21 protein-coding genes are annotated in these 23,510 nt (G+C 55.9%); 9 read left to right on the top strand and 12 right to left on the bottom strand.

Features of this window, described 5'->3' with window-relative positions:
• Window positions 1-114: 114 nt before the first annotated feature.
• The gene (locus tag HZZ01_RS17505) at window positions 115-1,227 is read right to left on the bottom strand and encodes a branched-chain amino acid ABC transporter substrate-binding protein (RefSeq protein ID WP_179898790.1); all 1,113 of its coding nucleotides are present in this window, start codon (window positions 1,225-1,227) and stop codon (window positions 115-117) included.
• Between the two features lie 396 nt (window positions 1,228-1,623).
• Between HZZ01_RS17505 and panM the strand changes: the two genes are divergently transcribed.
• Window positions 1,624-2,019: an aspartate 1-decarboxylase autocleavage activator PanM gene (panM, locus tag HZZ01_RS17500; RefSeq protein WP_179898789.1), complete on the top strand. Its 396-nt coding sequence runs from the start codon at window positions 1,624-1,626 to the stop codon at window positions 2,017-2,019.
• A gap of 60 nt (window positions 2,020-2,079) precedes the next feature.
• Here the strand turns inward: panM and rpoH are convergent, their stop codons facing one another.
• From rpoH to ftsY, 4 genes are all read right to left on the bottom strand, one after another.
• Entirely contained in the window at window positions 2,080-2,937 is an 858-nt protein-coding gene (rpoH, locus tag HZZ01_RS17495) for an RNA polymerase sigma factor RpoH (RefSeq protein WP_003852201.1), read from the bottom strand.
• A gap of 241 nt (window positions 2,938-3,178) precedes the next feature.
• Window positions 3,179-4,162: a permease-like cell division protein FtsX gene (ftsX, locus tag HZZ01_RS17490; RefSeq protein ID WP_179898788.1), complete on the bottom strand. Its 984-nt coding sequence runs from the start codon at window positions 4,160-4,162 to the stop codon at window positions 3,179-3,181.
• Complete coding sequence (gene ftsE, locus HZZ01_RS17485) at window positions 4,152-4,820, bottom strand: cell division ATP-binding protein FtsE (protein ID WP_003852197.1); 669 nt, start codon at window positions 4,818-4,820, stop codon at window positions 4,152-4,154. The genes ftsX and ftsE overlap by 11 nt, the downstream gene beginning before the upstream one ends.
• A 5-nt stretch (window positions 4,821-4,825) precedes the next feature.
• Window positions 4,826-6,493, bottom strand: a complete 1,668-nt coding sequence (gene ftsY / locus HZZ01_RS17480) for a signal recognition particle-docking protein FtsY (protein WP_179898787.1) — start codon at window positions 6,491-6,493, stop codon at window positions 4,826-4,828.
• Between the two features lie 232 nt (window positions 6,494-6,725).
• Between ftsY and rsmD the strand changes: the two genes are divergently transcribed.
• Both rsmD and HZZ01_RS17470 read left to right on the top strand, forming a co-directional pair.
• Window positions 6,726-7,325, top strand: coding sequence for a 16S rRNA (guanine(966)-N(2))-methyltransferase (rsmD, locus tag HZZ01_RS17475; protein ID WP_010671526.1), 600 nt, complete (start codon window positions 6,726-6,728; stop codon window positions 7,323-7,325).
• On the top strand, window positions 7,315-7,587 hold the full coding sequence (locus HZZ01_RS17470; RefSeq protein WP_003852192.1) for a DUF1145 family protein: 273 nt from the start codon (window positions 7,315-7,317) through the stop codon (window positions 7,585-7,587). The genes rsmD and HZZ01_RS17470 overlap by 11 nt, the downstream gene beginning before the upstream one ends.
• 26 nt (window positions 7,588-7,613) lie before the next feature.
• On the opposite strand, the gene HZZ01_RS17465 is transcribed toward HZZ01_RS17470, so the two are convergent.
• On the bottom strand, window positions 7,614-7,970 hold the full coding sequence (locus tag HZZ01_RS17465; RefSeq protein WP_179898786.1) for a DUF2500 domain-containing protein: 357 nt from the start codon (window positions 7,968-7,970) through the stop codon (window positions 7,614-7,616).
• A gap of 145 nt (window positions 7,971-8,115) precedes the next feature.
• On the opposite strand from HZZ01_RS17465, the gene HZZ01_RS17460 reads away from it, so the two are divergent.
• Window positions 8,116-8,745, top strand: a complete 630-nt coding sequence (locus HZZ01_RS17460; protein WP_179898785.1) for a lysoplasmalogenase — start codon at window positions 8,116-8,118, stop codon at window positions 8,743-8,745.
• A gap of 94 nt (window positions 8,746-8,839) precedes the next feature.
• On the top strand, window positions 8,840-11,116 hold the full coding sequence (locus tag HZZ01_RS17455; protein WP_179898784.1) for a zinc/cadmium/mercury/lead-transporting ATPase: 2,277 nt from the start codon (window positions 8,840-8,842) through the stop codon (window positions 11,114-11,116).
• A gap of 53 nt (window positions 11,117-11,169) precedes the next feature.
• On the opposite strand, the gene tusA is transcribed toward HZZ01_RS17455, so the two are convergent.
• A complete protein-coding gene (tusA, locus tag HZZ01_RS17450) occupies window positions 11,170-11,421 on the bottom strand; it encodes a sulfurtransferase TusA (RefSeq protein WP_179898783.1) in 252 nt (83 codons plus the stop codon).
• A gap of 204 nt (window positions 11,422-11,625) precedes the next feature.
• Between tusA and HZZ01_RS17445 the strand changes: the two genes are divergently transcribed.
• Both HZZ01_RS17445 and HZZ01_RS17440 read left to right on the top strand, forming a co-directional pair.
• Window positions 11,626-12,291, top strand: coding sequence for a 7-cyano-7-deazaguanine/7-aminomethyl-7-deazaguanine transporter (locus HZZ01_RS17445; protein WP_003852182.1), 666 nt, complete (start codon window positions 11,626-11,628; stop codon window positions 12,289-12,291).
• A gap of 117 nt (window positions 12,292-12,408) precedes the next feature.
• On the top strand, window positions 12,409-12,963 hold the full coding sequence (locus HZZ01_RS17440; protein ID WP_003852180.1) for a DcrB family lipoprotein: 555 nt from the start codon (window positions 12,409-12,411) through the stop codon (window positions 12,961-12,963).
• 49 nt (window positions 12,964-13,012) lie between these two features.
• On the opposite strand, the gene iolE is transcribed toward HZZ01_RS17440, so the two are convergent.
• From iolE to iolD, 3 genes are all read right to left on the bottom strand, one after another.
• A complete protein-coding gene (iolE, locus tag HZZ01_RS17435) occupies window positions 13,013-13,909 on the bottom strand; it encodes a myo-inosose-2 dehydratase (RefSeq protein ID WP_179898782.1) in 897 nt (298 codons plus the stop codon).
• A gap of 47 nt (window positions 13,910-13,956) precedes the next feature.
• On the bottom strand, window positions 13,957-14,967 hold the full coding sequence (locus HZZ01_RS17430) for a Gfo/Idh/MocA family protein (protein ID WP_013359358.1): 1,011 nt from the start codon (window positions 14,965-14,967) through the stop codon (window positions 13,957-13,959).
• 62 nt (window positions 14,968-15,029) lie between these two features.
• Entirely contained in the window at window positions 15,030-16,970 is a 1,941-nt protein-coding gene (iolD, locus tag HZZ01_RS17425; protein ID WP_179898781.1) for a 3D-(3,5/4)-trihydroxycyclohexane-1,2-dione acylhydrolase (decyclizing), read from the bottom strand.
• Between the two features lie 545 nt (window positions 16,971-17,515).
• Between iolD and iolC the strand changes: the two genes are divergently transcribed.
• Complete coding sequence (gene iolC / locus HZZ01_RS17420; protein WP_179898780.1) at window positions 17,516-19,429, top strand: 5-dehydro-2-deoxygluconokinase; 1,914 nt, start codon at window positions 17,516-17,518, stop codon at window positions 19,427-19,429.
• Between the two features lie 491 nt (window positions 19,430-19,920).
• Window positions 19,921-20,769: a MurR/RpiR family transcriptional regulator gene (locus tag HZZ01_RS17415; RefSeq protein ID WP_033784214.1), complete on the top strand. Its 849-nt coding sequence runs from the start codon at window positions 19,921-19,923 to the stop codon at window positions 20,767-20,769.
• 82 nt (window positions 20,770-20,851) lie between these two features.
• Here HZZ01_RS17415 and iolB read toward each other — a convergent pair whose 3' ends face one another.
• The gene (gene iolB, locus HZZ01_RS17410; protein ID WP_179898779.1) at window positions 20,852-21,670 is read right to left on the bottom strand and encodes a 5-deoxy-glucuronate isomerase; all 819 of its coding nucleotides are present in this window, start codon (window positions 21,668-21,670) and stop codon (window positions 20,852-20,854) included.
• A gap of 119 nt (window positions 21,671-21,789) precedes the next feature.
• Window positions 21,790-23,295, bottom strand: coding sequence for a CoA-acylating methylmalonate-semialdehyde dehydrogenase (locus tag HZZ01_RS17405; protein WP_179898778.1), 1,506 nt, complete (start codon window positions 23,293-23,295; stop codon window positions 21,790-21,792).
• Window positions 23,296-23,510: the final 215 nt, after the last annotated feature.

The following is a 23,510-nucleotide window of genomic DNA, read 5'->3' as shown; positions in this document are numbered from 1 at the left end:
GATCGCAGGCGAACGGGGTACAAAAAACGCCTGGCAGACGAGCACCAGGCGTTCGTGTCGCTGGTGAGAGGAAACCGGTTATTCGGCTTCCTGCTCACCACAAAACAGCCTGGTTTACTTCACTGCGGTCGAGGTGCCATCGGCATGCCATTTGAAGACGCCGAATTCAAAGCCCTTGAGATCGCCCTTCTCATCCCAGTTCAGGTTGCCCATCACGGTTGGCACTGCAGCGCCCTCCTTGAGGTTTTTCACGATAGCGTCCGGCTCAGTGCTTTTGCTGCGCTCCATACCGGTTGCCAGCGACTGCAGAGCCGCATAGGTAGTCCAGACGAACGGTCCGGTCGGATCCAGTTTCTTCGCTTTCAGCGCGTCAACGATCGGTTTGTTGGTTTCAACCTGGTCGTAGCGTTTCGGCAGGGTCACCAGCATGCCTTCAGAAGCCGCACCGGCGATATTCGACAGCGAGGCGTTACCCACGCCTTCAGGCCCCATAAACTGGGTTTTCAGGCCTGCAGCACGTGCCTGACGCACGATCTGGCCCATTTCCGGGTAGTAACCGCCGAAATAGACGAAATCGACATTCTCTTTCTTGAAGCGCGCCACCAGGGTAGAGAAATCTTTGTCGCCTGCAGTGATACCTTCAAACATCACAATATTAGCGCCCTGCTTTTTCAGGCTCTCCTGCACGGAGCGCGCCAGGCCTTCGCCATACTGCTGTTTGTCATGAACCACGGCGATGCGCTTGGGCTTAAGCTCGCTCATCACATATTTCGCGGCGGTCGGGCCCTGATCGGAGTCGAGGCCGGTGGTGCGCATAATCAGTTTATAGCCACGGGCAGTCAGGTCAGGTGCGGTCGCAGCCGGGGTAATCATCAGCACGCCTTCATCTTCATAGATGTCAGACGCGGGCTGGGTAGAGGAAGAGCAGAGGTGGCCGATCACGTAATGGATGCCGTCATTAATCACCTTGTTCGCTACCGCAACCGCCTGTTTCGGGTCACAGGCGTCATCATATTTCACTGCAACCAGCTTGTTACCGTTTACGCCACCTTTGGCATTGATATCTTCAATCGCCTGCGTGGCACCCGCGAACTCCATGTCACCGTACTGTGCCACCGGACCCGACATTGCGCCGACAATCGCCACTTTGATATCTTCAGCCAGCGCCGCATGGCTCATCGCCAGTGCTACACATCCTGCCAGTAATGCGCGACCTTTCATTTTCATCCTGACTACCCCATTTGTTTTGTCGTGTATGTTGTGCGTGCTTGCGTTGCCAGATAAAGCCGAAAACTGATTAAGCATGAAGGAGTTAGCGTACTTTTCTGGCATTTTTTAGTAATAAGGCTTTATTTTTCAGGTTATTAAACAGGAAGTTTATTCTGTAAATCAACTGACATATTCAGAATTGACTGAGTGAAACAGCATAATACACTGGAGGCAACGGCCGCTTTATGACCACTTTGCCAGCGCGTTGTGCTGGATTGATCGCCTGCTATCCCTGTTTACAACTATTATCCTGGCATCCAGGCCATCTTTTGACCTGTTTTATTGATGAAAATGTGGTGGCACTCTGGTTGTATACTTTCGCTGCACTTTCCCCCTATTACAGAGGTTTTTGTTATGAAGCTCACTATTCAGCGTTTAACCACGCTGACTGCGCAGGACCGCATCGATCTTGGCAAAGTCTGGCCGGATCTGGAGATTGAACAACTGGAACAGAGTATGAGTGAGCGACATCGTCTCTACGCCGCGCGCTTTAACGATCGGCTGCTGGCGGGTTTGCAACTGGAAATCTCGGGGATGCATGGCAAGATTCACCGGCTGACGGTGCGCGATGTCACCCGCCGACGCGGCGTGGGTCAGTATTTGCTGGAGGAGACAATCAGGCAGAACAGGTCGATATCAGACTGGTGGATTGCCGATGATGGCAGTGACGATCAGCAGGTACGGGCAGCGTTCATGCAGGCGTGTGGTTTCAGGGCGCAGAGTGATGGCTGGATACGGGCGGTAGAATAGACAGGTGCAGAAAACAAAAAGGGCGACATCATCTGTCGCCCCTTGAGGTGTTGAAGTGCGTTACGCTTCGATCGCCATACGCAGTTTCTTCATGGCGTTCTTTTCAAGCTGCCGGACACGTTCGGCTGATACACCATACTGATCGGCCAGCTCCTGCAGCGTGGTTTTATTGTCTTCATCCAGCCAGCGGGCGCGAATGATGTGCTGACTACGCTCATCCAGACCTTCCATCGCATAGCTCAGCTTGTCAGCGGCGTGTGCATCCCAGTTGTCCTCTTCAATGCCGTCAGCAAAGTCAGAGGTTTTATCCTGAAGATAAAGCACCGGCGCCATCGAACGGCCTTCGCTGCTCTCGTCGTCAGCAGACATATCAAAGGTCATGTCCTGCGCGGCCATACGCGATTCCATTTCACGTACATCTTTGCTGCTTACGCCCAGCTCACGCGCAACCATCTCGACTTCGTCCTGATTGAACCAGCCCAGACGCTGCTTGGTTTTACGCAGGTTAAAGAACAGCTTACGCTGTGCTTTGGTGGTCGCGACTTTCACGATACGCCAGTTACGCAGCACGTATTCGTGAATCTCCGCTTTAATCCAGTGCACGGCAAATGAAACCAGACGCACGCCCACTTCAGGGTTGAAGCGACGTACCGCTTTCATCAGGCCGATGTTGCCTTCCTGGACCAGGTCAGCCTGTGGCAGACCGTAGCCGGAGTAATTACGAGCGATATGAACTACAAAGCGTAGGTGAGACAGGATCAGCGTCTTTGCTGCTTCCAGATCGCCCTGGTAATGCAGCCGTTCAGCCAACGCTTTTTCCTCTTCAGCCGAGAGCATCGGCCAGGTATTCGCAGCCCGGACGTAAGACTCCAGGTTACCAAGAGGAGCAATAGCTAAAGTTTGCATTTCTTTGGTCATTCAAACCCTCACAAATTCAGTGGAATTGCCGCACATTTCCCTGCGCAGACGATACATTACGTCAACGTCGCGCGAGATCCGAAAGCAATCTGTGCTACTTAGAGTGGTAAAGTTATCCACAAGTTCAATTGTAGCAGTGAATATTTTACACACAGATGACAGGAAGGGAAGAGGGAAAAAAATCCTCTGCACCCACCCTCGGCAGCAGAGGACCATTATAACAAAAAAATGTTGCAGGCGTTTACTGCGGCGTAAATCGACGTAAATGTTGTACCGTTGCCAGCCACGCCGCTACCCAGCCGATGATCGCTGAAATCAGTAACAGCAGCAGCGCCTCATCCCAGGAGAAGCCTTCCAGCGAGAAGGTGGTACCAAATACGGTCGCCACACTGGCGACAACAGATTGCAGACGCAGCACCAGCACTTCTGACAGTAGCAATGACAGCACCGCGCCGCTGAAGCCCAGTAGCGCCCCACCGTAAAGGAAAGGACGCAGGATGAAGCCGTCGGTAGCACCAATCAGCTTCTGCACGTTAATGGTGTCGCGTCGGGCAAAGATACTGAGACGGACGCTGTTACCGATCACCAGGAACACTGCCACAATCATCAGCACGCCAATCATTGAGGCGATTTGCCCCACCAGCCCGGTCAGCGCTGCCAGTCTTGCAAACCAGCTGTCATCCATCCGCACTTCATCCACGCCCTGCACTTTGCTCACCCGATCGCGCAGGTTCTGCATGGTGTCTGAATTCTGGAAGTTGAGCTTCGGCGTGATGATGGCTACCGCAGGCAGCGGATTCTGCTCCAGCATATCCATTGCGCCGCCAAAGCCTGACCAGTTGCGGAACTCGTTTAGCGCCTCTTCCCGCGTCAGGTAGTTGACGTTATCCACGCCATCGACCTGCTTGAGCTGCGCCACCACGTTTTCTGCCGCTGTATCATCCAGCGTTTTGGAGAGATAAACCGTTAACTGTGGAGCCGGATACCACTGTGTGGCCGCCTGGCTGACATTTTTCCACACCATGTAGCAGACGCTGGGCAGCGTCAGTGAAATGGCGATAACCATGACCGTCAGCAGCGTAGCCAGCGGCTGACGCCACATATCAGAAAGCGTGCCGCGCAGTGCATAACGCCACTGCTCCTGCCAGCCGCCCTTCAGCGCTTTACTCTTCGACTGCTGCTTCGCTTTCGGTGCAGCCGGACGTTTAATGCGTTTATTGACCATCGTGGCCTCCGTGCAGACGTCCCTGATTCAGCGTCATCATCCGGTAATTGCGTCGGGCGATCAGGCCGCTGTCATGCGTCGCCATCAGAACGGTGACGCCGACACGGTTAAACTCTTCAAACAGGCGCAGAATGTCTTCTGACAGCGCATCGTCAAGGTTACCGGTCGGTTCATCTGCCAGCAGTACGGCCGGTTTGTTCACCACCGCCCGGGCGATGCCCACACGCTGCTGTTCACCGCCCGAAAGCTGAATCGGATAACTTTTCGCTTTGTCGAGCAGGCCGACTTTATCCAGTGCCGCCGAGACGCGGCGACGGATATCTTCGCCGCTGGCACCGGAAATAATCAGTGGGATAGCCACATTGTCATAAACCGAACGATCCATCAGCAGATGGTGATCCTGGAAAATCATGCCAATCTGACGACGCAGAAAAGGCACCTCACTGTTACGCAGGCGGGAAATGTCATGGCCGCTGAACCAGATTTTTCCAGCACTCGGGCGCTCAATGCCACAAATCAGCTTCAGCAAGGTACTTTTACCGGCACCGGAGTGGCCGGTCAGAAACGCCATTTCGCCTGGACGCAGACGGAAATCTACGCCCTGTAGCGCCTGACGTCCGCCGAGATATGCCTTACTGACCTCTTCAAAGCGAATCATCCTAATTAGTCCTCTCGGGCAAACAGTGCCTCAATAAAATCTTCCGCCTTAAACGGCCGTAAATCTTCAATGCCTTCACCCACGCCAATGTAGCGAATCGGAATACCGAACTGATCGGCTATCGAGAAGATCACACCGCCTTTGGCCGTGCCATCCAGCTTGGTGAGCGCAATACCGGTCAGGCCGACGGCTTCGTTAAACAGTCGGGCCTGGCTGACCGCATTCTGTCCGGTGCTGGCATCCAGCGTCAGCATCACTTCGTGTGGCGCTGAATCATCCAGTTTTTTCATCACGCGGGTGATTTTTTTCAGCTCTTCCATCAGATGCGATTTGTTCTGCAGACGACCGGCCGTATCGGCAATCAGCACGTCAACGCCACGCGATTTCGCTGCCTGAATGGCATCGAAGATCACCGAAGCGGAATCTGCGCCCGTGTGCTGAGCAATCACAGGAATGTTATTGCGCTGACCCCACACCTGCAGCTGCTCAACCGCCGCCGCACGGAAGGTATCACCAGCCGCTAACATCACCGTTTTGCCTTCGGCCTGATACTGGCGCGCCAGCTTACCGATGGTGGTGGTTTTACCCACGCCATTAACGCCAACCATCAGGATGACAAAGGGCGTTTTGCCTGAGACATCCAGTGGCGCATCCACTTTCGCCAGAATAGAAGCCATTTCCGCTTTCAGCAGGCCGTAAAGCGCTTCCGCGTCACGCAGCTGCTTGCGGTTTGCCTGCTGGGTCAGATGGGTGATGATGCGGCGTGTGGTATCCACACCCACATCCGCAATCAGCAGTTGCTCTTCCAGCTCATCAAACAGGTCATCATCAATTTTTTTGCCACGGAACAGGCTGATAAAACCGGAACCGAGGTTCTGACGGGTTTTTACCAGGCTGCGCTTCAGGCGGGCAAAGAAGCCCTCTTTGCTTGGACGCTCCTGCTCCTGCACGATGAGAGGCGCGGCGGCCAGCGGAAGATCGCTGACGGTATCGGATAACGCATCAGCCGGTTCCGCGTCAGTGACTTCGGCGTCACCGAGTGCCAGCGCGGTCAGTTCTTCTTCCGTCAGCGGCTCCGCTTCATTGTCCGGCGTTTCAACGATCGGGGCGTCATCCCGCGTCAGCTCTTCTTCGCTGTGCGGCGTTTCAACGATCCCGGCGTCATCCAGCGCCAGCGCGGTCAGCTCTTCTTCGCTTAACGGTGCGTCTGCTTCGCTCTCCGGGATTTCAACAATCGGAGCGTCGCCCAGCGCCAGCGCGGTCAGCTCCTCTTCGCTTAACGGTGCGTCTGCAGGAGCCTCGTCAGCGATCGGCGTGACCACGTCGTCGGCGTCGATACCCGGTGTCGCGTCATGTTCAGGTGCGGAGACGTCCAGTAGCGCTTCAGGATCGGCCTCAATCGGCTCAGCTTCATCGAGCACCATAGGTGCTGATTCATGCGGCGCTGCCGCGGTGACGTCCGCCTCACGCTGCTGTCCGGCCACCGTTTCGGTGATAACGACAGTCTCTTCCGCTTGCGCTTCAGCCTGGCTTAATGCCGGGGCTTCCTGTTCTGTCTGCTGCTGTGCAGGTTCAGTGACCTCTTGCGTCTGCTCCTCTGCTGCAGGTTGTTTCTCTTCCTCTTTGCCAAATCCCAGCCAGGAAAAAAAGCCACGTTTTTTCTCTTTTGCCATTGTGTGACGACACTCCTCGATGGCTTTGTCCTGGTCGCGCGTGGTTTCCAGGGGTAAATCAATGAAAGTCGGTCAGCGCCAGACCAGCGTAAACCGCAGAATAATGCATGACTTCAGCAACTCAGTAGTCTAACACTTTCCAGCCAGCTCACCACAGCACCCTTTTTTAACGTTTCTTCTCACCCATTCGCCCGTTAAACTACGCAACAAATTATGACGAGTTGTGAGCGAGATGAATAAAAACCCCCGCAGTACAGGCGGTGCCGGGCAGATTCGCATCATTGGCGGCCAGTGGCGCGGACGTAAATTACCGGTGCCGGATAGCGCCGGACTGCGCCCGACCACCGATAGGGTGCGTGAAACGCTGTTTAACTGGCTGGCCCCGGTGCTGCCAGAGGCGCGCTGCCTCGACTGCTTTGCCGGAAGCGGCGCATTAGGACTGGAAGCGTTATCGCGTTACGCGGGATCGGCGACCCTGCTGGAGCTGGAACGTCCGGTGGCGCAGCAACTGACAAAAAATCTGCAGACGCTGCGCGCCAGTAATGGCACCGTGATCCAGACCAATGCGTTAAACTGGCTGGCACAGCCGGGCGAGCCCTTTGATGTGGTATTTATCGATCCGCCGTTTCGTCAGGGATTGCTGGAACAGACGTTGCAGTTGCTGGAGCAGAATCACTGGCTGGCCGATCAGGCGCTGATTTACGTCGAAAGTGAAGTAGAAAATGGCGCACCGCCGGTGCCGCCAGAGTGGGATCTTTATCGCGAGAAAATAGCCGGACAAGTGGCTTATCGTTTGTATCAACGTCAACAGGAGACGCAGGATGTTACTTAATTTGGGGCGTCTGTTGATGCTTTGCGTGTGGGGATTTTTACTGGCTAACCTGGTTCATCCCTACCCGAAACCGTTGACCTATTTTATCAACGTTGCGCTGATTTTCATGATCCTGATGCATGGCCTGCAGCTGGTGTTACTGCGCACCACGCAGACCAAAGATGCGCCGCCGATTGACCGCGTCACCCAGGCCAAAGTGTTTCTGTTCGGGGTGTTCGAACTGGTCGCCTGGCAGAAGAAAAACTTCCCACGCAAGAAATAGTGCCGTGCGGGCGCAATGCCCGCCCGTTACTGTAAAGGCGTGAAGCTGATAAAGCGCGTGCCCTGCATCTTCAGTTCGCCTCTCGCGCCTTTATCCAGCTGGTGATATTCCTCTTCTTTCAGCTGCACTTTAATGTCGCTGGCCCCGTTCAGTGGATGAAACAGCACCTCAAATCGCATCTCTTCTCCGGCGATCACTTCGCGCTGCCGTGAACGGCGATTGGGAGAAGGAAATTCACGTTTGGTTTTGACCTCAGCCTGCAGAGAACGCGCCGGTGACGCATCATTGACCGCCACTTCACGGCGTTGCCTGATGAACTGACGGGTCGCCAGCACGGCGATAATCGCCAGGACGATGATAAAAATTAGCGGCGGTTTGCTCATAGCGCTTTCCTGCCTGCGGGAGAATGAATGAGGCGGCAAAGCATACAACCAGAGTTGCCTGATTGTCACATCTCAGAGGCTTAACCTAAACTGGAAGGGATATTTTGGGATCTTTCACCATTTTGAGTAAAAAAAGGGAGAAACAATGCTCTGGTCTTTCCTCGCTGTACTTTTCTCCGGCTGGCTCTATGTCGATGCCACCTATCGCGGCCCGCAGTGGCAACGCTGGCTGTTTAAACCGGTCACGCTGCTGCTTCTCGTTGGCCTGGCCTGGCAGGCACCGGTGCTGCAGACCACTGACTACCTGATTCTGGCCGGTCTGGTCGCGACGCTGGTCGGTGATGCGTTAACGCTGCTGCCACGTCAGCAGATGCTCTATGCCGTCGGGGCTTTCTTCCTGTCGCACCTGCTCTATACGCTTTGCTTCGCTGCCAGCATGACCATGACCTTCTTCTGGCCGATTCCGCTGACGCTGCTGATCATCGGTGCCGCACTGATTGGCATCATCTGGAGCCGACTGGAGGATCTGCGCTGGCCTGTCTGTACGTTTATCGGCATGACGCTGGTGATGACCTGGATAGCAACCGAGCAGTACTTCTTCCGCCCGACCGATTACAGCTTCTCGATCATGGTCGGTGCCGGTCTGCTGCTGCTGGCAAACGCCGTCTGGTTTATCTCGCACTATCGCCGTCGCTTCACCGCTGACAGCGCGATTGTTGCCGCCTGCTACTTTGCGGGTCACTTTATGATCGTGCGCTCCTTGTGGGTCGTCTGAGAAAATAGTCTTGACTCTGGAGTTCACTCCAGAGTGTAGGATGGAGGGATGAGCCGGGTTGCTCGTCCCGCTATTTTTATACTCTGGAGGTCATATGCATCAACATCACGCCTGTGGCTGCGGCAAACCGCGTGCCAGCCACGCCGCAGCAAAACCGCTGTGCCAGGTTCGTCAGGCCCGTCCCCTCTCCCTTTCTATTCATGCTGCTACGCCGGTAACGGCGGATACAGCGGGCTGTTGCTGTGACAGTAACAGCAGCCCTGGCAATGACGCCGACGCCACCGAAGAAAGCGACCGGCGAGGCTCCAGGCCCTTTAGCTGGCAGGTCAGCGGGATGGATTGCCCTGGCTGCGCCCGCACTATTGAAACCGCCGTCCGTCAGGTAAAAGGCGTGACCGACGCTCGCGTGCTGTTTAGCAGCGAGAAGCTGGTCGTCAACGCCGACCAGGATGTGCAAAATGCCGTTGAACAGGCAGTGAAAAAAGCCGGCTTCCAGCTCGCTACCCCGTCAGCCACCCTGCCCGCCAGTCCGGGCTGGCAGCAAAACCGCCTGCTGATTTTGCTGGCATTGCTGGTGCTTGCCAGCAGCATTCTCAGCCAGTTCGCGCCCGCCTGGGGCGATCGGCTGTTTGTGCTGACCACACTGGCTGGTCTGGTCCCGGTCGCGCGCGGTGCATGGCAGCGCATCCGCAGCGGATCGCCTTTTACCATTGAAACATTAATGACCCTGGCGTCGGCTGGTGCGCTGATTATTGGTGCGCATGCCGAAGCCGCGATGGTGCTGGTACTGTTTCAGCTGGGCGAACAGCTGGAAAGCTATGCCGCCTCCAGGGCGCGCAGCGGTGTCACCAGCCTGATGGCGTTGCGGCCTGAATCGGCTATTCGCCTTGAACAGGGCAAACGTCTTGAAGTACCGCTGGCGGCGCTGCAACCCGGCGATGTGATTGAAGTCGCAGCGGGCAGCCGCCTGCCGGTCGACGGCCGTTTAATGAGCACACTCGCCAGTTTCGATGAGAGTGCGTTAACCGGGGAATCATTGCCGGTAACCCGCGCCAGCGGCGAAAAAATCCTCGCCGGTGCCACCAGCGTGGATCGGCTGGTGATGCTTGAAGTGGTGTCGAAGCCAGGTGAAAGCGCGATTGACCGTATCCTGCAGCTGATTGAGGAAGCGGAAACGCACCGTGCGCCGGTTGAACGCTTTATCGACCAGTTCAGTCGCATCTACACGCCGCTGGTGATGCTGTTGTCACTGTTAGTGATGGTGGTGCCGCCCCTGTTCTTCGCAGGTGACTGGCAGCCGTGGATCTACAAAGGGCTGACGCTGCTGCTGATTGGCTGCCCCTGTGCGCTGGTGATCTCAACTCCCGCTGCAATCACCTCGGGGCTGGCAGCGGCGGCGCGACAGGGCGCACTGATTAAAGGCGGTGCGGCGCTGGAACGGCTGAGTTCGCTGCGCAGAATGGCGTTTGATAAAACCGGCACGCTGACGCTGGGCAAGCCACAGCTGACGCAGATCCTGCGATTTGGCAAGACCGGCGAATCAGAGATACTGGCGCTGAGCGCCGCTGCGGAACAGGGTGCGACCCATCCACTCGCCAGCGCTATCGTGTCGGTCGCGCAGGCGCGTGACCTTGTTATTCCTGACGCGCAGGATCAGCAGGTGCAGGCCGGACGCGGTATCAGTGCGCAGGTCTCAGGCCAGCAGATTCAGCTGCTGACGCCCGGCCATACTCCCGGTCTGACGCCGCAGCAAAATGCGCAGATTGCTCAGCAGGAAGCCGAAGGTGAAACCCTGGTGGTGCTGATGCGCGATGGCGAAGCGCTGGGGGCGCTGGCCCTGCGCGATCAGCTGCGCGACGACGCCGTGGCGGCGTTAAAAGCGTTGAAAAAGCTGGGTATTGAGAGCCTGATGCTGACGGGTGACAATCCGCGCGCTGCGGCAGCGATAGCCCGCCAGCTGGATATAGATTATCGCGCCAGCCTGCTGCCCGCCGATAAGGTGGCGGCGATCCGTGAACTGAGTCAGCAACAGCCGCTGGCGATGGTCGGAGATGGCATTAACGACGCCCCGGCGATGAAAGCGGCGACGCTGGGCATTGCGATGGGCAGTGGCACCGATGTCGCGCTGGAAGCGGCCGATGCAGCACTGACGCGTAACCAGCTCAGCAATCTGGCCCCGATGATTGCGCTGGCACGCCGGACACGACGCATCATTCGCCAGAATATCGGAATTGCGCTGGGTCTGAAGGCGATTTTCCTGGTCACTACCCTGATGGGCCTGACCGGACTCTGGCTGGCGGTACTGGCAGATTCGGGAGCGACTGCGCTGGTCACCGCCAACGCGTTGCGGTTACTGCGTCGTCGCGCCTGAGTGTGAGGCTTCTGATCGAAGAGTAAGGTTTAAGACGGCCCGAACGGCTGTCGTTAACCTGCCATGCCTTTGCGGATCAGAAACTGGTAGGGCAGCGTGTCGGTCTGCTGCGCCAGCAGGCCATGTTCCATAAAGCGGCAGAAGCCGGGAATATCGCGGGTCGTCGCCGGATCATCGGCGATGATCAGCAACGTCTCGCCATCCTGCAGGCCGCGTACGGTTTTGCGCACCATCATCACCGGCTCCGGGCAACGCAGGCCACGGGCATCCAGCTGATGGTCGGCAGAGAAAAAAGCATCGCTCATAATCAACTCGGTTCAGGTAAAGGGCGCTCATTCTAGCGCGTGCTGGCGGTGAATCAAGGCGATAACGATTGCGCTAAAATTAACCATTGCATAAAAAGCACAACGCGGTAAGATGCCGCCGCTTTTTGCTCATAAAACTGCCAGGCGCTGCCCGAACGGCGTCCCGCAATGGGTTCCCTCACCCCAACATTAAAAAGGTTGAATATGCTCGCATTTTCTTCGCGTCAGCGCATGCATGCGCTTTTCTGGTTGTCGCTGTTTCACCTGCTGGTGATCACATCAAGTAACTATCTGGTTCAACTGCCTATTTCTGTCTTTGGTTTCCATACTACCTGGGGTGCATTCAGCTTTCCCTTTATCTTCCTGGCGACCGATCTTACCGTGCGTATTTTTGGCGCACCGCTGGCCCGGCGCATTATTCTGGCCGTGATGATCCCGGCGCTGTTTATCTCTTACGGCGTCTCCGCGCTGTTTTATCAGGGTGAATGGCAGGGATGGCAGGCACTGGAAGTGATGAACCTGTTTGTTGCCCGTATCGCCTGCGCCAGCTTCATGGCTTATGCGCTGGGTCAGATCCTCGACGTTCACGTGTTCAACCGTCTGCGTCGTCTGCCACAGTGGTGGATAGCACCGGGCTGTGCCATGTTCCTGGGGAATATCAGCGATACGCTGGCCTTCTTCTTTATCGCCTTCTATAAAAGTCCTGATGCGTTTATGGCGCAGCACTGGGTTGAGATCGCCCTCGTGGATTACAGCTTCAAAGTGCTGATTTGCATGGTCTTCTTCCTGCCCGCCTACGGCGTGCTGCTCAACGCCGCGCTGAAACGTCTGGCGGAGCGCCAGACCGCCCGTCAGGTAAATTTCGGCTAAGCGCCCATACAGTTTTCTGCCATTACCCGCTAAGATCTTCTGACAATCATCAGGTTGCGTTTGCAACCTGATTCCTGTTGTATTACTGCCTGACTGGAAACTTAAAAAGGGATTCTGATGCGCAACCTGGTGAAATATGTAGGAATGGGTTTACTGGTTCTTGGCTTAGCGGCCTGTGACCAGAAGAAAGATGAAGCGGCAAATGACAACGGCGTCAGCGCCAGTCAGTCGGCGCAGACTGTCACGCTGATGGATGGCAAACTGAGCTTCTCACTGCCACCAGGCATGTCAGACAAAAGCGGGAAACTGGGTTCGCAGACCACAAACATGCACGTTTATGCGGATGAAACCGGTGCCCGCGCCATTATTGTGATTGCCGGTGACCCGACCAGTGATGGGCTGGATGTGCTGTCAAAGCGCATGGAACAGCAGCAGCGTAACCGCGACCCGCAGCTGCAGGTCGTCTCGAACAAATCTGTGACGCTGAAAGATCAGCCCGCACAGCAGCTGGATACCGTGATTTCTGCCAACAACCAGACCTCATGGTCTTCCGTGGTGCTGGCAAAAGTGGATGGCAAGCTGGTGACACTGCAGATTACGCTGCCAGGCGATAATCAGCAGCAGGCACAGAGCGATGCTGACAACATTGTGAAAAGCATTACGCTGAAATAAAACAAAAGGCTGGCTCTCCACAGGAAAGCCAGCCTTTGTTCAGAGCACGTTATAAACCTGTATTTTCCCGAATATATTTCCGCGCTTTCACTGCATATTCAAAGGGATTAGCCAGCGCAGGATCCTGCTCCGCTTCAACCACCATCCAGCCTTTGTAGCCGTAATCATCCAGGATTTTGAAAACCGGTTTGAAGTCGATCACGCCATCGCCCGGCACGGTAAAGGTGCCCTTTTTCACGCCCTCCAGGAACGAGAGATGGTTCTCACGCACCTCGGCGACCACCTCATCACGCACATCCTTGAGATGAACGTGGAAGATACGCGGCAGATATTTTTCCAGCACTGCCAGCATCTTCTGCTGGGAGCCTTCGGAGTAGTAAACGTGGCCGGTGTCATACAGCAACCCGACCTGCTCGTCAGTCATCGCCATAAACCGGTCGATCTCTTCCGTGGTCTGAATGCCGGTACCCATGTGGTGATGCAGCGTCACGCGCATCCCCTTATCTGCCGCTATGCGGGCAAGTTCGTTATAGCCTTCTGCCGTTAACCGCCACTCTTCATCGGTGAAGATCGCTTTCTTCTCGAACACCGCCAGCGTGGTGCCCTGAATACTTTTGCTCTGCTCGGAGCAGCCAATCACCCGTGCGCCCATCGCATGCAGGAAGTTCATGTGCTCAATGAACTGTTCGATGGTTTTCTCTTTGTCGCCGTTGGCGAAAAAGGTGCTGAACCAGGCGTTGCAGATTTCGATGCCGCGAATGTCGAGCATCGGCTTCAGAATCGCCGGATCGCGCGGGTATTTGCTCCCCACTTCGCTGCCGGTAAAGCCAGCCAGCGCCATCTCACTGACGGTCTGCTGGAAGGTATTTTCACTGCCGAGATCCGGCATGTCATCATTGGTCCAGCCGATCGGCGCGATCGCCAGTTTTACGTTCTCTTTGTTCATTTTCTTATTCCCAGGCGGAGAGCGGCCAGGCCGCATAGACAGCTGAATCAGTTATAAAAAGCAGGACGCGGCGGCATCTCTACCGGCTCAATCGCACCACTGTTCTGCGCTTTGATGCAGGCATCGGCTGCCACAGAGGCGGCAAAGCCATCCCAGGCAGAAGGACCGGTAAGCTGGCCCGCTTTGATGTCGTTGATAAACGCCTGCAGCTCAACGTCATACGCCTCGATAAAGCGATCTTTCCAGTCCACCAGAATGGTGTTCGACAGACGGGCATCTTTGCGCAGCTGTACTGAAGAAGGCTCCGGCAGGCGGGCAATCCCTTCTTCACCGACCACTTCACACTGAATGTCATAGCCGTAAGCGCAGTTAACGAAGATCTCAACGTCGATGCGCACCCCTTTGTGGGTTTCGAACAGGACGATCTGCGGATCTTTCAGCTGGCCATGCGACTTCGACGTCACGCGCGGGAAGATCACCTGCACCGTTTTATAGTCGTCGTTTGTCAGCCAGCGCAGCACATCCAGCTCGTGGATCAGGGTGTTGGTGATCGCCATCGGCGTGGTGTAGTTCTCTGGCACCGTCGGATTACGATGTGCGCAGTGCAGCATCAGCGGCTCACCGATGTCGCCATCGGTAATCACCTTTTTCAGGGCGCGATAGCCCGCATCGTAAGGACGCATAAAGCCGACCTGCACAAGGCGTTTACCTGCCTGAATCTCGGCATCCACCACCCGGCGACAGCCCTCGGCGCTCATCGCCAGCGGCTTCTCACAAAAGACCGGTTTACCGGCGGCAATCGCCGCTAAGGTGAACTCTTCATGGGTTGGATCCCATGAGGTGACCAGCACCGCATCAACATTCGGCGACTGAATCACATCGTGCCCATTTTCGAACACCTCCGCCTCAATGTTCAGGCGTTGCAGTGCGGCACGCGCGCCGTCGACATTAATGTCAGAGACGGCAACCACCTGAGCACCCTGCAGCACATGGCTGCAGCGGCGAATATGTTCCTGACCAATTGCACCTGTACCGATGACGCCAAGTTTCAAAGTCATAATTACACCTGTGTAGGGTTCGTACGGAGAAGAGGAAAACGGGCCGCAGCACGGCCCGGAAATTAATATTTGCGCGCCTGATCCAGATGGCTGTTGAGCGTGTCCGCCACCGCCTGCGCACGTTCGGTTTTCGAGGCCTGCGCCACACCGACATGCCACCAGCTGAAATATTTGTGGATCATGGTTTTAGGCAGCACTTTGATGTCGATAAGGGTGGAAACCGTCTGAGTGCGGGCATCTTCCAGCGCCGCTTTGAGCTGCTCCAGCGTGGTGACGCGATAGGTTTTGCAGCCATAACCGGCAGCAATCGCGGCGAAATCGACCGGAATAAAGCCGCCGTCCAGCTTGCCGCCTTCGGGATTACGGAAGCGGAACTCGGTGGTGAAGCTGTCCATGCCGTGTTCCATCTGCAGGTTATTGATGCAGCCGTTGGTCATGTTATCCAGCAGCACCACGTTGATTTTCGCCCCTTCCTGAATTGAGGTGACCAGCTCTGAATGCAGCATCATAAAGGAGCCATCACCGACCAGCGCATAGACCTCGCGCTGCGGTTGCGCCAGCTTCACACCCAGCGCGGCATTCACTTCATAACCCATGCAGGAGTAGCCATATTCGACGTGGTAGGCGTTGTAATCTTTGGTGCGCCAGACGCGCTGCAGGTCGCCCGGCAGACTGCCTGCCGCCGCGACGACCACGGCGTCTTTCGGCAGTTGCTCGTTTAAGGTGCCGAGCACGCTGCTTTGCGTCAGCAGCGACTGCGTCAGGCGGTTAAATTCAGCGAACACCGCTTCGCGGTCGAGATGGTCAGCAATCTCTGGCACAAAGTCGCCATCGTGATATTCCACCTGGTAGACACGCTGTGTCTCTTTCAGCAGCTGGCTCTGCGCCTGCTCAATCTGATTGCCCCAGTCGTTGCTGTAGTGCTGTGAGGCCAGCGCGGCGGTGAGCGCGGTCAGCCCTTCGCGGGCATCGGCCAGCAGCTGCACGCCATCCAGCTTGTAGCTGTCGAAGTTGCTGACGTTGATGTTCAGGAAGCTGACATCGGGATGCTGGAAAATCCATTTCGATGCGGTGGTGAAATCGGTGTAGCGGGTGCCGATGCCGATGACTAAATCAGCTTCTTTTGCCAGCAGGTTGGCGGCCAGACAGCCGGTTTCACCCACGCCGCCGACATTCAGCGGATGGTCAGAGACCAGCGTCCCTTTGCCCGCCTGCGTCTCGGCAAAAGGAATCTGATAACGTTCAGCAAATTGGCGCAGCGCCTCGCCTGCTTCGGAGTATTTCACACCACCGCCACAGATAATCATCGGCTTGCGCTTACGGTTTATCAGCGTCAGGGCATCCGCCAGCTGCGCCGCCACCGGCAGACGGCGATCCAGACGGTGCACGCGTTTCTGGAAGAAATAGTCCGGGTAATCCCAGGCTTCACCCTGCACATCCTGTGGAAGAGAGAGCGTGACCGCGCCGGTTTCTGCCGGATCGGTCAGTACGCGCATGGCATTAATACAGGCGGACATCAGCTGCTCCGGGCGGCTGACGCGATCCCAGTATTTGCTGACGGCGCGGAAGGCGTCGTTGGTGCTGATGCTGAGGTCGTAGCTCTGCTCAATCTGTTGCAGCACCGGATCGGGCTGGCGGGTAGCGAAGACGTCGCCGGGCAGCAGCAGCAGAGGAATGCGGTTAGCAGTAGCCGTCGCGGCGGCAGTGATCATATTCGCCGCACCAGGCCCCACGGATGAACTGCAGGCAATAATCTGGCGACGCAGTGACTGGCGGGCAAAGCCGGTGGCGGCATGGGCCATACCCTGTTCATTACGGCCCTGATAAACCATCAGATCGCCGCTATCCTGTTCCAGCGCCTGGCCCAGACCCAGCACGTTGCCATGTCCGAAGATCGCGAAGATGCCTTTGACGAACTTCGTTTCAACGCCATCGACATCAATAAATTGATTATCTAAAAATTTAACCAGCGCCTGTGCCGTGGTCAGTCTGATAGTGCCCATATTCTTCCTTACATGCTGGTGGACCCCGACTTCCGCGACAGCACGCCAGGCGTTGTCATCGGCGGAAAAGGCGACCGGAATAACTGAAACGTGAGGCGATTATAAACAAATATATTTTTCATAAAACACGATTACAGAAGAAACATTTCATTTTGCGAGTGAGATCAAATTTAATGCCTGCTTCAGGTCTGGCGGGGGATTGCAGAAGAGAAATCTGGAACGTTTAACAGAGTGTGGTGCATGATGAAAAAATTCATTTCAATGCGGCAGCTTGCCTGACTGGCGTGCGGATTCCTGCGATCCCCTTCACAACCCTGACATACCGCACATCGTGACGACAGAGACGGCGCAGGCGGAAGGGAATCAGGAGTTTTAACTGGTTCACAAAATTGCGATGGATATTTCATTTCGTATTGAATATGGAATTTTTATTCCTCATAATTCCCCTATCGTTCGTCAGACACCCACAGACCCGGAAGCAGAGCGCACATGGTGTCGGTCTTTTCGCCCGCCCGCTCTGCTAATCACAGAAGGAAACCACAGGTATGAGTACACAACAGAAGCCGCTTGATGTGATTTGTATCGGGCGCATCGCCGTTGATTTTTATGGCCAGCAAATCGGAGCGCGACTGGAAGATGTTACCTCCTTTGCGAAATATCTGGGCGGATCGTCGGGCAACGTCGCCTATGGCACCGCGATTCAGGGGCTCAAATCGGCGATGCTGGCGCGGGTGGGAGATGAGCATAATGGTCGCTTTCTGCGTGAAGCGTTGCAGCGTGTTGGCTGTAACACCGATGCCCTGATCACCGATGCAAAACGTCTGACCGGCATGGTAATCCTTGGGATTAAAGATGAAGAGACTTTTCCGCTGATTTTCTACCGTGATAACTGTGCTGATATGGGGCTGGTGCCGGAAGATATCGACGAAACCTTTATTACCTCTGCCCGTGCGGTAGCGGTAACCGGCACGCACTTATCGCATCCACAAACGCGTGAAGCCGTGCTGAAAGCGCTGGATATCGCCCGCCGCAACGGTCTGCGCACGGCGCTGGATATTGATTACCGCCCCGTCCTGTGGGGACTGACCTCTCTGGGTGACGGTGAAACGCGTTTCATTGAGTCCTCCCAGGTTACGCAGCAGTTACAGGAAGTGGTGCACTACTTCGATTTGATCGTTGGCACCGAAGAGGAGTTTCATATTGCCGGTGGCAGCACCGACACCCTGACTGCGCTGAAGAACGTGCGTAAGGCAAGTCAGGCAACGCTGGTCTGCAAACGCGGTCCGCTGGGTTGCGTGGTGTTTGAAGGGGATATTCCGGATAGCTGGGAAGAGACTCAGTTGCACACTGGCGTGCGCGTCGAGGTTCTCAATGTGCTGGGCGCAGGCGATGCCTTTATGTCTGGCCTGCTGCGCGGCTGGCTGAATGATGAAGGCTGGGAGCAGGCATGCCGTTACGCCAACGCCTGCGGAGCGCTGGTGGTTTCACGCCACGGCTGTGCCCCTGCCATGCCAACAAAAGCGGAACTGGATGACTTCCTGAGCCGCGACAAAGCGGTGAAACGTCCCGATCTTGATAGCCGCCTTAACCATCTTCACCGCGTGACCACCCGCAAGCAGGCGTGGCCCGAGCTGAACGTTTTCGCTTTTGATCATCGCAAACAGCTGGCGGACATGGCGCAGGAAGCCGGTGTCGACGAGAGCCGCATTCCACAGTTGAAACTGCTGCTGCTGGAAGCCGCTCAGCAGGCTGCCGGAGAGGCGGGCTTAGAGAACAAAAGCGGCATTCTGGCGGATACCACCTATGGACAGAAAGCGCTGAATGCCATCACCGGTAAGAACTGGTGGATTGGCCGCCCGATTGAGCTGCCGAGCTCACGTCCGCTGCGCCTGGAGCATGGCAACATTGGCTCGCAGCTGATCGACTGGCCAGCCGAGCACGTAGTGAAATGTCTGGTGTTTTATCATCCCCATGACAGCGCTGAACTGCGTAAAGAGCAGGATGATGTGGTGCTCGACGTCTGGAATGGCTGTAACAAAAGCGGTCATGAACTGTTGCTGGAGGTCATTCTGCCGGAAAGCAATCCGGATAAGAATGAAGCCTATTACCTTGATATGCTCACGCATTTCTACAGTCTGGGCATTCAGCCTGACTGGTGGAAACTGCCACCGCTGTCGGCAGAGAGCTGGCAGGCAATCAGCACGCTGATTGAGCAGCAGGATCCCCACTGTCGCGGCATTCTGTTACTCGGTCTGGATGCACCCGAAGAGAAGCTTAAAGCGGGCTTTGCGGCTGCGGCCAGGGCGCCGTGGGTGAAAGGCTTTGCGGTGGGTCGCACCATCTTTGGCCAGCCTTCGCGCCAGTGGTTACAGGGTGAACTGGACGACCAGGCACTGATAGAAACCGTAAAAGGCAACTATCTGCGGCTGATTGAGTACTGGCGCGCTGCCCGCGCCTGATTTGCTGCTCTGCTATGACCTGTCTCAACCGCGATGGCCTCAGACTGCTGACTTACTCAAGGCAGGGTAAATGTTGCAGCAACAAATAAGCTCAACGCGCAGGTAACATGGTCAGAGGAGCAAAGCGTCCCGCGCCAGGGACGGCGCGGGATGAGCGGCCATGGATGGCTTAAGCGACTTTCCAATCTGACCATGTTACCTGCGCCGGCGCGAACTCATAGCACGCAGAGACAGACTTTTTCATCACGCTATCCCAACCGGGATGGCGTTTTTTACTGGTTACCCTCCCAGCCTGCTGGCATTTCATCCCGGCTTTCATCCTGACATTGTTCGCGAAAAGTCACGCATCGGGCGCTAAAGCTAATCTGTGAACCATTTCATAAAGCCATGAAATAAACTGCATCGTTGACGCAAAGAAATGAAATTTTCCATCCATCTGATAATATAGCGCTCATTATGCAGCCATTATTCTAATTATACGGGCAGAAGTGATGAACAATAATCCCACCCAACTTTCTCTCTTGCAGGACGATATTCGTCGCCGCTACGAAACGCTGAGCAAGCGTCTTAAACAGGTTGCGCGCTACATCCTTGATAACAGTAACAGTATTGCTTTCGACACCGTCGCCTCCATTGCCCAGCAGGCCGATGTGCCGCCGTCGACACTGATCCGTTTTGCGAATGCGTTTGGCTTCAGCGGTTTCAACGAAATGAAACAGGTTTTTCGTCAGCACCTGATGGAGGAGACGGTCAACTATACCGAGCGCGCGCGTCTGTTTCGTCAGACCTCCACGGATGACAGCGCCAGTGCGCCTGAAAGTCCGGCAGAGATCCTTAACGTTTTTACTATGGTCAACAGCCAGGCACTGCAGCAGCTGGCGATGCAGGTTAATCCTGAGCAACTGAACAAGGCGGTAAAACTGCTGAATGAGGCGGAGAACATCTATGTGATCGGCCTGCGTCGCTCTTTCAGCGTCGCCTCCTATCTGGTATACGCGCTGCGTCACCTGGAGCGTCGCGCGTTTCTGATTGATGGCCTGGGCGGGATGTTTACCGAGCAGCTCAGCCTGGTAAACCCGAAAGATGTGGTGATTGCGATCAGCTACTCGCCTTATGCACGTGAAGCGGTCGAAGTGGTGGAAATGGGTGCCAAACGTGGCGCGCATCAGATTGCTATTACCGACAGCCAGGTCAGCCCGCTGGCCGCTTTCAGCGATGTCTGCTTTGTGGTACGCGAAGCGCAGGTCGATGGCTTCCGTTCGCAGGTTGCCTCACTCTGCCTGGCGCAGACGCTGGCGGTGTCACTGGCTCTGAACAATGCCGATAGTTCGGCTCAGTAACCTGCGTTCCGCACAGTAAAAAGGGCAGCCTAATCGGCTGCCCTTTTTGATGCTATCCACGCACTGATAAAAACGCAGTGACTTACGCTTTGCGCGGATAGCTGTCGCTGTTCACCCAGGCGTGATCTTTCTCCCAGCTGAATTTCCACAACCGTACTGGCCCTGCCATCACGTTCAGATAGTAGTTGTTATAACCTGCCAGCGTCGCCACGGGGTGATAGCCGCGCGGTACCATTACCACGTCGCGATTATAGGGTGCCATACAGACATCCAGTGAGCGGTCGTCGGTGTAGACGCGCTGCATGGCAAAACCAGGCTCCGGATCGAAACGGTGATAGTAGGTCTCTTCCAGGTAGGTTTCGTTTTCACTCTCCTCCTGGTCATGCTTATGGCTGGGATAAGAGCTGGTATCACCCTCGTTGGTATAAACCTCAACCACCAGCAGACTGTCAGCCAGTTCAGTGTCGGGCAGGATGTTATGCACCAGGCGCTGGTTGCGCCCTTTTCCGCGATGCTCAACACCAACATCAGCTGGCGCGATCAGTCGTGCAGGCAGATTTCCCTGACCGGGCGCGTTACAGACCGCCAGTTCAAGATCGCTGTCAGCGTAAACTTCAACTTCATCGTCATGCGGCACATAAACGGAATAAGGCGGCACGCGCTCAAATGGCGACATGCGCTTACCAATACCAGAAAACTCAGCATGGCGGGTTTTCACCGAGGCCAGCCCGGCCACCAGCACCAGACACAGCTCTTTATCACCGCTGTTGAGACGCAGGGTTTCCCCTTTCTTCAGCAGATAAGCATCAAACCCTACATAACGCCAGCCAGCGCGCTCAGGCGTGACATGCTGAATACGGCCCTGCGCGTCAGGGGCCTGTGCTTTCGACAGTAAAGACATCCTGATCCTCCTCTCTGTCACGATTAACACGGCGAGTGTTACGCGGGCGCAATGCCAGCGAACAAAGCGACCGGCAGAGTATCCTGCCGGTCGCACACCGTGATCGACGTTGAAATAAATTAGCCTAAGGTTGGCATACTGAATTCAGACACGGTCTGCTGACCGGACGGCCAGCGCACGGTGGCGGTTTTCATGCGCGTATAGAAGCGCACGCCATCCGGCCCGTGGACATTCAGCGCACCAAACACAGAACGTTTCCAGCCACCGAAGCTGTGGAATGCCATCGGCACCGGAACCGGCACGTTGACACCCACCATGCCCGCTTCAACGTTCTGCACAAACTCACGCGCGGTGTGACCGTTGCTGGTGAAAATCGCACTGCCGTTGCCAAACTCATGGCTGTTAACCAGTTGCAGTGCACTGTCGTAGTCCGGTGCGCGCATGATGCTCAGCACCGGCCCAAAAATCTCTTCACGCCAGATCACCATCTCCGAAGTGACATTATCAAACAGCGTGCCGCCAACGTAGTAACCTTCTGCATGACCCGCAACCTGCACGTTACGGCCATCGACCACCAGCTTCGCGCCTTCCTGCTCGCCTTTGTCGATGTAACCCAGCACCTTCTTCTGATGCGCGGCAGAGACAACCGGACCCATCTCATTTTCATCGGCACCCTGGCTCATTCCCGGGCCGATACGCAGCGCTTTCACCAGCGGTGTCAGGCGGGCAATCAGTTTGTCGGCAGTGTCATCGCCCACGGCGACAACAACCGGCAGTGCCATACAGCGTTCACCGGCAGAACCAAACGCACCGCCCATGATGGCGTTAACGGTGGCATCCAGATCGGCATCCGGCATGACGATGGCGTGGTTTTTCGCCGCGCCAAATGCCTGCACACGCTTGCCGTGGGCGCTGGCGGTTTTATAGATATGCTCAGCGACGCCTGAAGAGCCGACGAAGCTCACCGCGGCAATACGCGGATCTTTATAGAGCTGCTCAGCATCTTCATTAGAGCTGTGCACCACGTTAAATACGCCATCCGGCAGGCCCGCTTCAGTCAGCAGTTCAGCCATACGCACGGCCGCAGACGGATCCAGCGCCGGTGGCTTCAGCACAAAGGTGTTACCGCAGGCCAGTGCGATCGGGAACATCCACAATGGCACCATCGCCGGGAAGTTGAACGGCGTAATGCCCGCAACAACGCCGACCGGCTGCATCAGCGAGAAGCTGTCAACGCCGCCGCCGACGTTCGGGGAATATTCGCCTTTGAGCAGATGAGGAATTCCGCAGGCAAACTCAATGACTTCAATGCCACGCGTCAGTTCCCCCAGTGCATCGGACCAGACTTTGCCATGCTCAGAGACAATCAGCGCTGCCAGCTCATCACGATGCTGCTCCATCAGCGCTTTAAAGTTAAACAGAACGCGGGCGCGACGCAGCGGTGAGGTTTTAGACCAGGCTGAAAACGCGTCATGCGCGACACCAATTGCCTGAGCCACTTCATCAGCGGTACTTTGCGTCAGTTCACGGACCACTTTGCCGGTTGCCGGATCGTAAACAGGGATGGTTTCGTTGCTGGCGCTGAAAGTGGTTTTACCGCCAATAAAGTTACCTATGATTGTCATGATGTTGCCTCTTAAGATGGTTAAGTTCGCTGCAGACAGACCCTGTGGCCTGCCACACTGCCTGACCCGGCAAACCTGAAAGCGTACTAAGAAGCTATTACAGTGGAATAAATTTTTCAAATAGTTCTTTTTGAAAAATTTGCTTTTAGCGGCACAGATCGCATTTTTCCATCCGTCTGTCATGGAAAACATGATGAGGGGACGAGGCCATTATC

It is taken from the genome of Pantoea sp. WMus005 (assembly GCF_013415305.1).
Classification (GTDB): Bacteria; Pseudomonadota; Gammaproteobacteria; order Enterobacterales; family Enterobacteriaceae; genus Pantoea; species Pantoea rara.
The sequence above is the reverse complement of the archived record's forward strand: the minus strand, read 5'-3'. Positions and strand labels throughout refer to the sequence as shown.